This window comes from Nocardia sp. NPDC051756, from assembly GCF_040681495.1.
In the GTDB taxonomy this organism is placed as follows: domain Bacteria; phylum Actinomycetota; class Actinomycetes; order Mycobacteriales; family Mycobacteriaceae; genus Nocardia.
This window is the reverse complement of the sequence record NZ_JBFAYV010000006.1, coordinates 289,078-304,294: the sequence shown is the minus strand read 5'-3', so window position 1 is coordinate 304,294 and position 15,217 is coordinate 289,078. Positions and strand designations below refer to the sequence as shown.

Here is a 15,217-nt window from a genome sequence, read left to right as displayed (position 1 = left end):
TCCGACCGTGCATTCATCGTCAGCGCAGGAACCCTTCGTAGTTCTTGTTCATCACTTGACTCTCGAGCTGTTTGATCGTATCCAGTCCGACGCTCACCACGATAAGCGCGGAGGTACCACCGAACGCAAGACCCGGTGTCGCACCGGACGAACCGGCGCCGAGCAGCAGGTTCGGCAACACCGCCACCGCACCGAGGTAGGCGGCGCCGGGCAGGGTGATCCGGCTGAGCACGTGACTCAGGTAGTCCGCCGTCGGTTTACCGGGACGATAGCCGGGCAGGAACCCGCCGAACTTCCGCATCTCGTCCGCGCGCTCCTGCGGATTGAACGTGACCGCGACATAGAAGTAGGTGAAGAACACGATCATCGCGAAGTAGATCGCGACGTACACCGGACTGCCCGGGTTCACCAGATACTTCTGGATCAACTCCTGCCACATGGACTGCGGACCCGAGCTGTGTTGCGTCAGCTGCACCAGCAACTGCGGCAGATACAACAGCGACGACGCGAAGATCACCGGAATGACGCCCGCCTGATTGACCTTCAGCGGCAGATACGTCGACGAACCCCCGTACATCTTCCGCCCGACCACCCGCTTGGCGTACTGCACCGGAATCCGCCGCTGCCCCTGCTCGACGAAGATCACCCCGACGATCACCAGAAACACCGCCACGCACACGCCGGCGAAGACCAGCCCGCCCCGGCTGTTCAGAATCGACGTCCCCTGGCTCGGGATCTGTGCCGCGATGCCGGCGAAGATCAGCAGCGACATGCCGTTGCCGATGCCGCGCTCGGTGATCAATTCGCCGAACCACATGACCAGCGCCGCGCCGGCGGTCAGCACCAGCACGATGATGATCATGCCGAACAGGGATGTGTCGGACAGGATGTCCTTGGGACACCCGCGCAGCAACTGCCCCCGCGCGGCCAGCGCGACCAGCGTCGAGGCCTGCAAAACCGCGAGCGCCATCGACAGATACCGGGTGTACTGGGTGATCTTCGCCTGCCCGGTCTGCCCCTCCTTGCGCAGCTCCTCGAACCGTGGGATCACGACGGTCAGCAGTTGGATGATGATGCCCGCGGTGATGTAGGGCGTGATGCCGATCGCGAACACCGAAAGGTGCAGCATCGCACCGCCGGAGAACAGGTTGATCAGCTGGTAGATGCCGGCCGATTCACCACCGGACACGATCGCGATGCACTCACGCACCGACCGATAGTCGACGCCGGGTGACGGCAGCGTCGCGCCGAGCCGGTACAGCGCGAGTAAACCCAAGGTGCAGAGGATCTTCCGCCGTAGATCCGGGGTCCGAACTGCCGATACCACGGCGGAAAACACAAAATCCTCCAGACGAACGACGCGGTCGAACCGGGCGCATCCCGCGGGAAGCCACGGGAAATGCGCCGGTCAAGGGCCTTCGACGGTACGGATCATCGGTACGCGTCCACGTCGCCCGTGAGTCGGATTTCGTGCTCCCCCGATCGGGGGAATCGAGTGGTCTAGGTGCGCACCAGCAGTACAGCGCCGGCGGTGAGCAGCGCGAGCACGATCGCCGCGAGGCCGTAAACCAGGCGGTGCGAACGCAATACCGGCACGAAGCGGTCGACGGCATAGCGGCCGGGACCGGTCAGCGCGATGGACGCGGCGGCCGCGGTGAGGATCAGCTCGTACTCGATCCCCTTGGGCGCGAAGAACGCACCGGTGCCCTTGACCACGATCGCATTGAGCAGCGTACCGACCACCGCCGCCCCCGCCAGCGGGGTGAGCAGGCCGATCGCGAGCGCGAGCCCGCCGAAGGTCTCGGTCACACCGGCGACCAGCGCCATCGCCTCACCGGCCGGATAGCCCTTGCTGGTGAAGAACTTTCCGGTCCCCTCCAGTCCCCCGCCGCCGAACGAACCGAACAGCTTCTGCGCGCCGTGCGCGGCCATGGTCAGCCCGACCGCGATGCGCAGCAGGAGCAGTCCGACGTCGTAGGCGTGCGGGGTGGCGGCGTGGCCCGTGGTCGCGACCGGCGCCGCAGCGGCCTCGGTCCGCGAAGTCGTTGCGGTGTAACTCATCTCAGGTGTTCCTTTCGGTGGGGTGAGTTCGACCGGGTTCAGCCGAATTGAAGGGAGCGTTTGGCCAGGCCGAGCCAGAAGCCGTCGATCACGCTGCGCTGGGTGGCCAGGTCGGCCTCGGCCGCGCCGAGCGAAACGAACAGCGGCGCGAAGTGTTCGGTGCGCGGGTGCGCCAATTGTGCTGCGGGAGCCTTGTGTTCGAAGTCGAGCAGAGCATCGATGTCGGCCGCGTCGAGCGCGCGCTGCCCCCACTCGTCGAACTCGGCCATCACCGGGTGCACCGTTCCGTCGTCGTTCAGCGCCCGCAGGTTGTGCGTGAAGAAGCCGCTGCCGACGATCAGCACGCCCTGCTCGCGCAGCGGCGCGAGCTTGCGGCCGATCTCCAGCAGGCTCGCCGGATCCAGGGTCGGCATGGACATCTGCAATACCGGCACATCGGCCTCGGGATACATCTCCACCATCGGCACGTACGCACCGTGGTCGAGGCCGCGATCCGGCACGTCATGCACCGACGTACCCGGTCCGCGCAGCAATTTCCGCACGTCGTCGGCCAGTTCCGGGGCGCCGGGCGCGGGATAGGTCACGTCGTAGTAGTGCTGCGGGAAGCCCCAGAAGTCGTAGACCAGCGGGATGGTGGCCGTCGCGCCGATGGCCAACGGCGCGTCCTCCCAATGCGCCGAAATCATCAGCACCGCTTCGGGTTTCGGCAGCTCCGCCGACCATGCGGCGAGCTGGCCCGGCCAGATCGGATCGTCGGCCAGCGGCGGCGCGCCGTGCGACAGGTAGACAACCGGCATGCGCATCGGTCTCACCACTCCCTTCCGGTAGTTCAAATTTGAACTTCCCTGCTTCGATCGTAGATTATTGTTCGAATTTGAACAACCCCGGTAAGGTGGTCCAATGACCGAACCGCGCTGGCTTGACGACGAAGAGATGCGCGCCTGGCACGCGTTCCTCGCCGCGACGGCCCTGCTGAATCGCCGAATCGAGCAGCAGCTCAAGGACGACGCCCACCTGTCGCATGCCCAGTACGAGGTGCTCGTCCGACTGGAGCGAGCCCCCGGCCGCAACCTGCGGATGACCGAACTCTCCGACGCCCTGATCACCTCGAAGAGCGGCCTGACCTACCAGATCGACCAGCTGACCAAGGCCGGCTTCGTCCGCCGCAGCCCCGCCCCCGACGACCCCCGCGGCATCATCGCCACCCTCACCCCCGCCGGCCTCCGCAAACTGGAATCCGCCGCCCCCGGCCACGTCGCCCTGGTCCGCGACCTGTTGATCGATGTCCTGACGCCCGAACAGCGCACGGCGATCGCCGACGGCCTCGGCGAAGTCGCCGCCAGACTCCGTTCGAGTTAGCTCCGGCTCGCCTGCGGCACCGGGGCGCGATCCAGCCACGCCGCGTAGGCCTCGAAGGAGAAGGGGCGGCCGAGGAAGCCGGCCACCAGGTCGGCCGCGTCCCGTGCGCCGCCGGGCGCGAGGATCAGGTCGCGGTAGCGGTGCGCCACCGCGGGATCGAACAGGTCTTCGGCGTCGAAGGCGGAGAACAGGTCTTTCGCGATGACCAAACTCCACTGGTAGGTGTAGTACGCGGAGGTATAGCCGGCGAGATGCCCGAACGACGCCTGGAAATGGGTGCCGGGCAATGCGGGGAGCACGCCGTAGCGTTCCATCGCGTCCGAGACCGCCGCGGTGTGATCGGCGGGCCGGTCGCGGTGCAGCAGATACGACACGGCGGTGTAGCCGACCTGAGTCTGGACCGCCATTCCCTTGCCGAAGTCCTTGGCCGCCCGCATCCGGGCCACCAGCTCGGCCGGGATCGCCGCGCCGGTCTCGTCGACCGCGAACGTGCCGAGAATCGCTGCGTCCCAAGCCCATTCCTCGAGCATCTGGGACGGCGCCTCGACAAAGTCCCACTCGGTGGCCACGCCGGAGAACCGCGCCCATTCCTGCCGCCCGCCGAGCACATGATGGATCAGGTGCCCGAATTCGTGGAACAGCGTGACCACGTCCTGGTGTTCCATCAGCCCGCGGGAGAAGTTGCACACCAGCACGCCCTCGGGCAGCAGGCGGTCGGTGACTCCGCTGACGAGATCGAATTGCGCGGCGTGCTTGAACTTACCCTCGCGCGGATGCAGGTCGAGATAAATCCGGCCGCGCCGTTCACCGTCGGCGTAGACGTCGTAGGCAGCGACATCCGCATGCCAGCGCGGAACATCGACTTGGCGATATTCCAGGCCGAACAGCCGCCCGGTGACCGCGAGCAGTCCGGCCCGCACTCGGGTGAAATCGAAGTACCGGCGTACCTCCCTGGCATCGACATCGAACTGCTCGCGCCGGATCAGCTCGGTGTAATAGCCGATCGCGGAACGGTCGACAGTGCCTTCGGGGTCGTCCTCGCGTCGGCGCGCGATCACCGCGTCGAGGTCGCGCCGACCCGCGGCGGCCGCGGCGACCGAGATGCGCTCGATGAACTCGGCGATGGCGTCGCCGGTGCCGACCATCTTGACCGCCGCGTCGTAATCGGGCCAGCTGTCGTAACCGACGAGCCCGGCCTTCTCGTGCCGAAGGTCGAACATCTCGTGCAGGACAGCGTCATTCGCGGGCCAGCCGCGGCTCTCGAACTCGAGCGTGAGATCGCGGCGCGCGTCGGCGTCGCGGGCGTAGGCCCGGAACGGGCGGTAGTCCGGGTAGTCGGTGGTGACCGCGATCAGTCCGTCCGCGGCCGGTGGATGGGCCGCGATGAAGTCGGCGGGCAGCCCGTCCAACTGTTCGGGGGCGACGCGAATCGCGCGCACGTCGTCCCGGATGGCCCGGCCGAAATCCTGGTCGAGCACGGTGAGTCGCTCGGCGATCTCGCGCAGCCGAGCGCGGGTCCGATCGTCGCGGTCCACACCGCTGCGCCGGAAGTCGCGCAGCACGTGCTCGCGCATACGCGCGGCCGACTCGTCCAGACCCGCCGGGTCGGTGGCCGCGACCACGTCGTAGAGCGCGCGATCGAGGTCACGCTCGGTCCTGACCCGATCCACCTGCTGGACCAGCTCCTCACCGCGCCGGCGCACCTCGGGATCGGGGTGCACCTCGACGAACAACAAAGCAGCAGAGTCGGCGCCGCGCAGCGCGATGTCCGCGTCGTTCCACAAGCCGAGTACCTCGGCGGTGTCGCGGCGGCTGCCATCTTTGAGCCGCGCCAACGTCCCCGAGACGGTCTCCGGCCTGCTGGATACGTAATCGGCGAGCCAGTCGGACCAGTCGTCGGCGGGCAGGGCAAGCGGCTGCGGACTCATTCCTCGACATTAACGCGGAAGCGGAATTCGGCCCGAACGGTCGCGGCGCCGGAAACCTGCCAAATGGTTGCTGGATGGTGAATCAGCGTTTCACCCTGGCATGTCGTAGACACATCAACACAGGTCCACCCTAGAATTTCTGCGGTAGGTCCAGGATTCGCTCGCGCGGTGCTGGCCGATCTGGGCCAGGTCTGTAGCCGCGGTTGACACCAGGGAGACGGCTCATGACCTTGCGTGCATACTCCGGCGATACGCGTCGACTACCGGTGTGGCGGCAGTCGGTGGCGTTGGTGGCCGCGGCGCTGGCGTTGTCGGTAGCGCCGATCGCGCGGGCCGAGCCGGGCGATGTGCCGGTCGGGCTGCCGTCGCTCGGGCTCGGAACCTCGTTGACCTTCCCGGGCGCCGAGCATCAGGTCTCCGTGAACGTTCCGGTGTTGCCCGGTCTGGCGCCGACCGCGCTGATCGGCACGATTCAACTTCCGCCGCACGTGGCGCGTGGGTCGCTGGAGGTGCATTCGGGTGAGCGGCTCATCGACCGGATCGAGCTCCCGCTGGTGCCGCGCGGGCCGATCCGGTTGTCGCTGGCCGGCGCCGAGATCGTCGACAACGCGATCGCGGTGACGGTTACCTCGTCGCTCCTGTCGGAGGCCGGCGCCTGCGTCGTCGACTGGCTGGGGCGGCCGTTGACGCTGACCGAGGCCGCGGTCGTCTACAACGGCGAGGAGCAGCAGCCGACGACGGTCGCGGACTTCCTGCCGCCGGTGCTGCAAAAGCTGACGGTCTACCTGCCCGCCAGTCCGAGCAAGGTCGAGAGTGCCGCCGCGATGTCGCTGACGACCGCAGTGATCGCGCGCTATGGCAATCAGCCGGTGGCAGTGGATGTCCGGGCGGTGCGGCCAGGGGCGACGGTGCCCGACCATCCGCCAGGCTTCCTCGAGCGCCAAGTGGTGATCGGCGAATCGGCCGATGCGGCACTGCGTTTGGCGACCGGACCGACACCGTTGCTCACGATCAACGGGACCGACAAGAGCCTGCCCGACCAGATGCGTTTGCTGGTCAGCGATTTGGCCAAAGTGGCGATCTCCTCGGCCGCGACCGCGGTGGCGCTGCCGCCCGCACCCCAGATCGCCCCGGACAGCACGACCCTCGGCGCTCTGGGTCAAACCCAGCTCAGCGCGACGGCGATCGGCCCGGTGCGCGTCGATGTCGGCATCGATCAGTCGCGCCTCGGCCGCCCGTCGAAGGATGTGCGAGTTCGGTTGCGCGGCAGCTACACCCCGCTGCCGGACACCCTGAACGGTCAGCTCACGGTGAGCACGGGCACGACCTACATCGACAGCTGGCCGGTGGACGGGTCGGGCCGGTTCGACCGGTGGATCTCCATCCCGAACTCGATCCTCGGCCGATTCACCACGCTCTCGGTAACGCTCCAGCAGGCGGGACTCACGCATGGCTGCGGCCTGGAGGCGCCGCTGACGCTGACGATCGAGCCGAGCAGCGAGGTGACGAGTGCCGCTGCGACGCCGCCGATCCCGGGCGGCTTCGGCGCGCTGCCGCAGGCATTGCTCCCCGAGGTGCAGATCGGTTTACGCACACCGGGTTTCGCGGACACCGTACGCGCCGTGACGGTCCTGACCGGATTGCAGCGGTTGACGAGCATCCCGCTGCGACCCGAACTGGTCACGTTCGACCAGGCGGTCGCCGGCAAGTCGCCGGCGGTGCTGATCGCGGCGAACGGCGATGTGCCGGAATCGATCCTGCTGCCCCTGCGCCAGACCGATGCGGGTCTGGCGCTGACCGGCGACGACGGTAAGACGATCAGCAAGATCACGACCGACCCGGCGACTCCGTTCGCGTCGTTGCAGAGCACCTGGTCCGGCGGACGGACAGTCGTCGTCGGCTCGTCGAGCGATACACCCGAACACCTGGACCGAGTACTCAACTGGCTGAACGCCGATCTCAACCGATGGTCGCGGCTGCACGGCGCCGTACTGTTCCAGGCTGGTGATCGAACACCGGAGTTCCTCGATCCGGCGACTGCCGCCCCGACGACTTCCGATAGTTCCGAAATGAACTCTCTGGCAGAGATTCTCACCGCAGCCGGAGCCGCAGTGGTACTGCTCGGACTACTGATCGGCCTGATCCTCCTGCTGCGGCGCGGCAGGCGGTAGATGTCCACCGATACGGCGGCGCGCGGACACGTCCGCGGGACCGTCACCAGAATCACGGCGCGGATCGTGCTGATCCTCCTGGCCACCGCCGCCGCGTTCTGGACTACCTGGGTGCGGCTGGTGCACGACACCTGGACCGGTTCGAGCATCGGCTTCGTGTTCGTCCTACCGGTGCTGGCGATATTCTCGGCGATCGGACTGACCCTGCGCCGCGGGGCGGAGCTGCCCATCCACGACCGGCAGACCGACCTGATCGTCGGCCTGATCGGTCTCGGATTGTCCGCCTGCACACTGGGTTTGCTGACTCCGCGCTATCGCTACCTGTACGAGATGCTGCACCTGGACCTGCTGGCGGCCTGGCTGTTCGTGATCTCCGCCTGCATACTGCTGTTCGGTCTGCGCCCGGTCACCCGGTACTGGCCGTGCTGGCTGTTGTTGCTCGCCGCGTTCCCGCCACCGTATCGCGCGCTGCGCGTCATCATCGGCGGCGGCAGCGTCGCGGCGGGCGCGACCATGCTGCTGTTCGCCGCGTTCGCCGCCGCGATTGCGGTGGGCCGCACCCGAACCCGCGCCTGGGTCGGCGCGGGTCTCGCGTTCGCCGTCGGCTGCGTGGTCCTCGCGGTGCTGCGACTCTGGTGGCCGTCGGCGCGGGTGCTCGTCTATCAAGCGATTCCGTCGGTCGTCGCGGTCCTGGTCGTCGCCGCGGTGATGTACGTGGACTGGCGGCGCCGACGCGGGACCTCGCTCAAACCGCTGGAGCGCGTGCTCGATCCGCTCACCGCCCCGCAGGCGTGGGCGGCGGCGGCCACCGTGACCGTCGCCGCGATCTTGATCATGATCATTCCGATCCCCCCGGACTACGACCGCAACTTCCCGGTCGTGCCCGGACTCGTGGTCACGCAGCCGCACACCGTGCCGCCCGGCTGGAGCCGGCTCAGCGAGCGGCAATATCCGTGGGCGCAGAACTACTTCGGGCAGGGCACCTCGATGACCCGCCAGATGATCCGGGCCGACCAGCACAATCCGCTGTGGGACAACGAGTCCCGACGTCGCCGCATCGTCGTCGACACCGTGCGCGCCGAGGACCGGTACGCGATCGACCGATACCCGGAATTCGTCCTCTACAACATGCCGCAGCCGCGGATCAGTCCCCCGACCCGGATCGATCTCGGCCACGGCATCACCGCCCGGCTCAATACCGTCCTCGACGATCGCCGCCTGCTCAGCTGGACCTGGCTGACCTGGAATTGGCGCGGCGCAGGCGGTTCCGAGCGGATCAGCCTGATCGCGGCGGACAACCACGAGTCCGACGCCGTGTTCCCGCCGCCGCAGCCGTCGATGCTCGGCATCTTCGAGAACTTCCTGCATCAGTTCCTGCGCGGCAAAGCCGTTGTCCTGGACTCCGAATCCGAGGACGTCGACTCCGACGCCGAACACAAGGACCGCGACATGCTGCTCTCGGTCGCCCGGGCGATCGTGGCGGGAACGGGGGCAGCATGACGACCAGCGAAGCGCCGCAGCCGGATTCGGACAGCGCGCGGGCACTGCATTCGGCGGTGCACGGACTGCGTGAATCCGATCCGCTGGCCTCGGCCTCGGTGGCATTCCTGCCGTGGCAACGTAATACCGCGCTGGCCCTCCTGCTGCTGGTCGTGGTGTGCGCCGTGTTCTTCCCGATGGGAACCTGCGTCGTGCTCGTCGCCCTGTGCACCCTCGGCTATCTCGCCGCCATGGGCGATCGGGTACTGATCTTCCAGCGCGGCATGGCCAGGGACGCGATCATGACCGTCAGCGACGCGCGTGCGCTCGCACTCACCGAGGCCGAACTGCCGCCGTACACGATTCTCGTTCCCGCATACGGCGAACCCGAGGTGGTCGGCGACCTGATCGGCGCGATGACCGCGCTCGACTATCCCAAGGACCGGTTGCAGGTGCTGCTCCTGCTGGAGGAGGACGACTCCCCCACCATCGAGGCGGCCCGGCGGGCCGGCATCGGCACCCTGGCCAGCGTCGACCACGTCACCATCGTCCTCGTGCCGGAGGCGCAACCGCGCACCAAGCCCAAGGCCTGCAACTACGGACTGCATCAGGCCACCGGCGACATCGTCACCATCTACGACGCCGAGGACATTCCCGATCCGCTCCAATTACGGCGTGTGGTCGCGGCTTTCGCGGAACTGCCGCCGGAAGTCGTGTGCATCCAAGCCAAGCTGGCCTTCCACAACGGCCGCCAGAATCTGCTCACCGCCTGGTTCACCGCGGACTACGGGCTGTGGTTCGGCTTCTTGCTACCGGGGCTCATGCGCAGCAAGGCGCCGATTCCGTTGGGCGGCACGTCGAATCACTTCAAACGCGACGTGGTGACCGACATCGGCGCATGGGATCCCTACAACGTCACCGAGGATGCCGATCTCGGCGTGCGCATCGCGGTATCGGGTTACCGGACCGCGGTGATCGACTCGACCACCCTTGAGGAAGCCAACCCGGACCCGATCAACTGGGTTCGTCAACGATCCCGCTGGTACAAGGGCTACCTCCAGACCTGGCTGGTGCATACCCGGCGCCCGATCCGCTTGTGGCGCAGCATCGGCACGGTCAGCTTCATCCGGTTCACCCTGATCCTCGCGGGCACGCCGATCATCGCCTGCCTGAACCTGGTGTTCTGGTTCATCACCCTGTCCTGGATCCTCGGCCAGCCCGCGGTGATCGGCCAGCTCTTCCCCGCCGCCGTCTACTTCCCCTCGCTGATCGCGATGATCCTCGGCAACGGGGCGACCATCTACATGAACCTGCTCGCCTGCCGGGAGAACAACCGGTCGGATCTGCTGGTGGCGTGCCTGACCGTGCCGTTCTACTGGCTGCTGATGAGCATCGCCGCCACCAAGGGCTGCTATCAGCTGGTGCGTAATCCGTCGTACTGGGAGAAGACCTTTCACGGGCTCGGGACCAAGGAGGCCGCCGAGTGAGAACGCGCTGGATCTTCGCCGCGTCGACGCTGCTGTATCTCGCCGCGGGCACCTGGTTGAGTGCGGGCAACGGATTTCTGATGGGCGACGCGCTCAGCCGGGTATCCGCCACGCAGGCAACGCTGTTCAGCCGCGATCCACATCTCTCGGCGATCGGCTTCGTCTTCACGCCGTTGACCTCGCTGGCGCAGTTGCCGATGGTCGCTTTCGCGCAATGGTTTCCGGGCATCACCACCTGGGGGCTGTCCGGTGTGCTGATGTCGGCGTTGTTCATGGCCGGGGCCGTGGTGATGGTGTTCGGCATCGGCACCGATCGCGGTGCGCCGCTGTGGCTCAGCGGGGGCGTCGCGGTGCTGTTCGCGCTCAACCCGATGGTGGTGTTCTACGGCGCGAACGGGATGAGCGAGGCGCCGTTCCTGTTCTGCCTGTGCTGGGCTCTGCGCCGGCTCATCCGGTGGATGCGGACCGATGACGCGAACGACCTGACGGCATGCGGGATTGCGCTCGGGCTCGCCTATCTGACGCGTTATGACGCGCTGGCGCCCGCCGCCGCCGCGGGTGCGCTGGTCTTCGTGGTCGCCTACCGGCGCTGTCGCGGCGAAGACAACCGATGGCACAGCGCCATCATGGATTTCATCCTCGTCGTGCTGCCCGTGGCGGCCGCGTTCGTGGTGTGGGCGGCGACCAGCTGGTTGATCACCGGGTTGGCGTTCCAGCAGTTCAGTTCGCAGTACGGGAACTCCTCGATCTTGCAGCAGTCCAGTTCATCGGCGACCGAAACGACTGCCGCGCTGGAATATTCGACCGCCGCGACGCTGATTCTCGGACCGGCGCTGCCGTTGCTCGTGCCGATCGTCACCGCGCTCGCGGTGCGCAGGCGCGATACGCAGGTGGTGGTGCCGATCCTGCTGTGTGGTTCGGTGCTCGCCTTTCAAGCGTTCAGCTATGCGAGCGGGTCGACCTTCGCGTTCCTGCGGTTCTATGTGGCGGCGATTCCCTTGGCTGCCGTTCTGGCACTACAGGTTTCGCCCGTGCGCGGGTTTCCGCCGAGCCGTCGTCCGGGACGGCACGCGAAGACCGCGGCAACGGAGCCGGAGCCGGACCGGATCACCGGCAGGCATCGGGTTCGAACGGGTTGGCGCGCACCGGCAGTCGGGATGGCGCTGACGCTCATCCTACTGGCCGGTGCCGTTCCGCTGACCGCGTGGGGAATGTCGAGTCACGCCATCTCCGTACAGGAGTACTCGCTCGGGGCGGTGCTGTTCCCGGATCCGGACAACGCATCCGAGCGCCGGGCCGACGAACACCGGATCGCCGCCACATTCAGCACCGAGCGGCGACTGGCGAACTATCTGGACGCTATGAACCTGCCGCGCGGCGCGGTGCTGATGGACACCGTGTACGGCTTCGCCGTCGTGGTCGCCTCGCACCGGCCCGATCAATTCGTCGTGCCCTCGGACCGTGACTTCGTGCGGGTCCTCAACCGGCCCGCCGAGCGTGGCGTGAAATACATTCTCGCGGTGCCCAACACGGGACGAGGCACCTCGGACGCGGTCAATCGGCGCTACCCGACCATGTACGAGAATGGCAGCGGTATAGCTACATTGGCACTCGAAGCACCCAATGATGGCGCAGGCCAACCGGAATGGCGAATCTACCGAGTGCTCGGCGCGGACTGATCAACCCACGGTGGTTCGCTCAGCGGCCAGCGACCAGAGCGGATCATCCGTGCCTACATCGAAGGTGCACTGATCGGGCCGCGGATCGGGGACGAACGCCCAGATCAGCGCACCGCCCGAACCCGCGGCCCGCTGCGCGACGAACTTCGCGTCCAGATGCGCACGACGGTCCTCGAGACTGCCGCAGGACCCGGCTTCTTCGCCGATCTCGGCCACCAGCAACGGTTTTCCCAATTCGGCGGCCTGACGCAGCCGAACTCCCAAGCCGTTGAACCGATCTCCCGGCAGCGAGTCACGGAGGTAGTCGTGATATTCGACGACATCGACCCCCGTCGACGCACTGACCGTGCGGAACTCGTCGCCTTGCGTGCCACACTGCCCACCACCCGCAAACCCGGCGTAGATCAACCGCTGCGGATCCAGTTCCCGCACAATGGCTCCGGCGTCATCCATGAACTTGCGCAGCACCGCCGCCGCGTCCGGCGGGCAGGTGCGGGCGGGCAGGTCGCAATGATTGCCCGTGCAATTGCTCGGCTCCGGTTCGCCGACCAGCTCCCACCCGGCCAGGACCGGAATGCTTTTCCACCGATCCACGGCGGTCTCGACCCAGTCGCGAAAACTCATCACGGACCGTCCGTGCACGGGATTGAGCGTGCTCCAGCCCTTGACGTACCACTGCCGCTGTTTGAACTGCTCGTCCGCACAGCCGCCGTCTTGCGGCGAGAGCACCGGAAGCACGATCTGCCCGTACTTTTCGGCGGCCGTGAAAACCGCGTCCGCGGCGCTGAAATCCATTGCGCCGGTGCGTTTGTTGATCGACAAGGCCTGGAAAAGGTTGAAGCGGGTCAGCGAGTTCGCGGGTAGTGCGCCGAAATAGCTGTCCAGATCGGTCTGCGCGCCACAACCGAAGTTCACCGCCCAGTTCGTCGCCAACTGCGGTGCGTTGAATCCGGCGGGCCACCACGGCGCGCCCCGCAGCCGCAACCCCTGCGGCGTGGCGGTCACGACCGCCTCGGCGGCCGGACGCGACTCCCGCGGCGGCCGCTCGTCGGGGCGCGGGTAGGGCCCGTCCGAACAGCCACCCGCCACCAGACCGGCGATCACCAGCAGAACGGCGAGACGAACCCGCTCGGCAGCCATCGCTCGCCTACCGCCCGGACCCGACGGTGAAACCCGGGCAATCCTGCGCATCACACGTGGTCACAGCGATCACGCTACGCGCGGGACCCGCGCTCGCCTCGGCACCACGCCACAAGCACCTGCACGCTTCCCGGCACCGCGCGAACCGCCGCCCCCGCGGGCAGCGCCGCAGCTGGAGCTGGACCGGACCGGCATCGACGCTGCCAGCGGGTCGACATCGCGACTCGGCTCAACCAGTCGATAGCCGCGCGCCGCGAAAAGCGCTCAAACAATCAACCACTTTGTCGCAGGTAATGCACCAAACCCGTTTGCCCGCGACTATTTTCGTGCCCTGGCACTCCAGCGACACCCCCCATTCGGGGGGTATTCGTCCAACTGGACAAGTCGATCTCAGGCAAGCCCCAACTTCCGATGTCATTGGCGAGCAATCGATTTCGGGTATCCGGAATGAAGGTTCGGTGTAGCGTTGCGCAAACGTCCTACGGGGGGTACCGCGGAAACTCGGTGGGCGATACGGTGGCGACTCGCCGATGTTTTGTTTTTTAGTGGGTAGGAATTGCGATGGCGGACAATGAGATCGATGATTCGGCATCGGCTCGGCAATTGCCGGGTGCGGCAATTGCCGCCGATTCGAGACTGGCCCTGGATGGCGGCGACCCCATTCGGCGGACACCATGGCCGACGTACGACCGCGGCGCGGTCTGCGTTCATCCGGAGGACGAGGCAGCGGCGATGCGGGCGATCCGCAGCCACCTCTACTTCCGATACGACTACCGGGCCGCGCACGAGACCGAGTGCAGCCAGTTCGAGGCAGAGCTCTGTCGCCACTTCCGATGTAAGCACGCACTGGCAACGTCGAGCGGCACCACCGCTCTGGCCCTGGCCATCATGGCCGCGGGCATCGAGCCGGGCAGCCTGATCGCTTGTCCCGGTTTCACTTTCGCAGCGACCCCGAGCGCCATCCTGCTCGCCGGCTGCACTCCCTTCCTCGTCGATATCGACGAAAACCTCCACTTGGACGTCGCCGACCTACGCAGTCGATGGACCCCGCAGGTCAAGGCGATCATGGTGGTGCACATGCGCGGCTTCGCCGGCGACATGACCGCGTTGCTGCGGTTCGCCGACGAAATGGGCGTCCCGGTCTTCGAGGACGCGGTCCCGGCGCTCGGCGCGGAACTCGACGGCCGCAAACTCGGCACCTTCGGCCTGGCCGGCGGCTTCAGCACGCAGTCGGACAAGGCCCTCAACAGCGGTGAGGGCGGCTTCCTGCTCACCGACGACAGCACGCTATTCGCCCGTGCCACAGTGCTTTCCGGCGCGTACGAGGGTCGGCTGCGCCGCCACTTCCCGGACGGCGAGCCGCCGATCGCCACCGATCTGGACCTGCCGCTGCTCAGCTTCCGGATGGACGAGATCAGAGCCGCGCTGCTGCGCGCCGAACTCGAACGGCTGCCGGTCCGGCTGGCCGCCTTCCGGCGCAACTACGACTACGTCGCCGCGGCCCTGGCCGACGTCGACGGGATCCACATCCGCCGACCGGTCGCCACCGGCGCTTATCTCGGCGAGGCCTTCATCTTCCTGGTCCCGGCCGGCCGAGCCCAGTGGTTCGCCCGAGCGCTGTGCCACGAGGGCATCGAGGCCCGCAACCTGGGCTCGGACGACGATCACAACATCCGCGCCTTCTGGAACTGGCGGTTCATGTTCCGCGGCATGCAGACCCCGGCGATCAAGGAGCTCCTGCCCAACGCGACGCGCTATCTCCAACGCGCAGTGGACATTCCGCTCTCCTCGACGCTGTCGGAGGCGGACTGCGACGAACTCGTCGCGGCTGTGCGCAAGGTGGCCGCGAGCGACGACCCGATCGCCACCGGCGAAGGCTCCAGCTCCGCGTGGGCCGGACAACGATGACCGCA

11 protein-coding genes are annotated in these 15,217 nt (G+C 67.1%); 6 read left to right on the top strand and 5 right to left on the bottom strand.

Going from position 1 to position 15,217, the window contains the following annotated elements; translation table 11 throughout:
- Positions 1-19: 19 nt before the first annotated feature.
- The 3 genes from secY to AB0M22_RS27530 form a co-directional block, all read right to left on the bottom strand.
- Positions 20-1,339: a preprotein translocase subunit SecY gene (gene secY / locus AB0M22_RS27540; protein WP_364732653.1), complete on the bottom strand. Its 1,320-nt coding sequence runs from the start codon at positions 1,337-1,339 to the stop codon at positions 20-22.
- Positions 1,340-1,500: 161 nt separating this feature from the next.
- Entirely contained in the window at positions 1,501-2,061 is a 561-nt protein-coding gene (locus AB0M22_RS27535) for a DoxX family protein (RefSeq protein WP_364732651.1), read from the bottom strand.
- Between the two features lie 38 nt (positions 2,062-2,099).
- Positions 2,100-2,858 (bottom strand): class III extradiol ring-cleavage dioxygenase, encoded by a 759-nt coding sequence (locus AB0M22_RS27530; RefSeq protein WP_364734003.1) that lies wholly within the window; start codon positions 2,856-2,858, stop codon positions 2,100-2,102.
- Positions 2,859-2,961: 103 nt separating this feature from the next.
- Here AB0M22_RS27530 and AB0M22_RS27525 point away from each other — a divergent pair, with 103 nt between their 5' ends.
- Positions 2,962-3,420 carry a MarR family transcriptional regulator gene (locus AB0M22_RS27525; protein WP_364732648.1) on the top strand — a complete coding sequence of 153 codons (459 nt, stop codon included), beginning with the start codon at positions 2,962-2,964 and terminating at the stop codon, positions 3,418-3,420.
- Here the strand turns inward: AB0M22_RS27525 and AB0M22_RS27520 are convergent.
- A complete protein-coding gene (locus AB0M22_RS27520; protein ID WP_364732646.1) occupies positions 3,417-5,348 on the bottom strand; it encodes a M3 family metallopeptidase in 1,932 nt (643 codons plus the stop codon). The two genes, AB0M22_RS27525 and AB0M22_RS27520, sit on opposite strands and share 4 nt — an antisense overlap.
- A gap of 224 nt (positions 5,349-5,572) precedes the next feature.
- Here AB0M22_RS27520 and AB0M22_RS27515 point away from each other — a divergent pair, with 224 nt between their 5' ends.
- Genes AB0M22_RS27515 through AB0M22_RS27500 form a run of 4 tightly spaced genes read left to right on the top strand, consistent with a single transcriptional unit; the run spans position 5,573 to position 12,164 of the window.
- On the top strand, positions 5,573-7,519 hold the full coding sequence (locus AB0M22_RS27515; protein WP_364732643.1) for a hypothetical protein: 1,947 nt from the start codon (positions 5,573-5,575) through the stop codon (positions 7,517-7,519).
- Complete coding sequence (locus tag AB0M22_RS27510; protein ID WP_364732641.1) at positions 7,520-9,019, top strand: hypothetical protein; 1,500 nt, start codon at positions 7,520-7,522, stop codon at positions 9,017-9,019. It abuts the gene before it with no gap.
- Positions 9,016-10,485 (top strand): glycosyltransferase, encoded by a 1,470-nt coding sequence (locus AB0M22_RS27505; protein WP_364732638.1) that lies wholly within the window; start codon positions 9,016-9,018, stop codon positions 10,483-10,485. Before AB0M22_RS27510 ends, AB0M22_RS27505 begins: the two co-directional genes overlap by 4 nt.
- Positions 10,482-12,164, top strand: coding sequence for a glycosyltransferase family 39 protein (locus tag AB0M22_RS27500; RefSeq protein WP_364732636.1), 1,683 nt, complete (start codon positions 10,482-10,484; stop codon positions 12,162-12,164). Before AB0M22_RS27505 ends, AB0M22_RS27500 begins: the two co-directional genes overlap by 4 nt.
- Here the strand turns inward: AB0M22_RS27500 and AB0M22_RS27495 are convergent, their stop codons facing one another.
- On the bottom strand, positions 12,165-13,304 hold the full coding sequence (locus tag AB0M22_RS27495; protein ID WP_364732634.1) for a beta-mannosidase: 1,140 nt from the start codon (positions 13,302-13,304) through the stop codon (positions 12,165-12,167).
- 561 nt (positions 13,305-13,865) lie between these two features.
- On the opposite strand from AB0M22_RS27495, the gene AB0M22_RS27490 reads away from it, so the two are divergent.
- Positions 13,866-15,212, top strand: coding sequence for an aminotransferase class I/II-fold pyridoxal phosphate-dependent enzyme (locus AB0M22_RS27490; RefSeq protein WP_364732631.1), 1,347 nt, complete (start codon positions 13,866-13,868; stop codon positions 15,210-15,212).
- Positions 15,213-15,217: the final 5 nt, after the last annotated feature.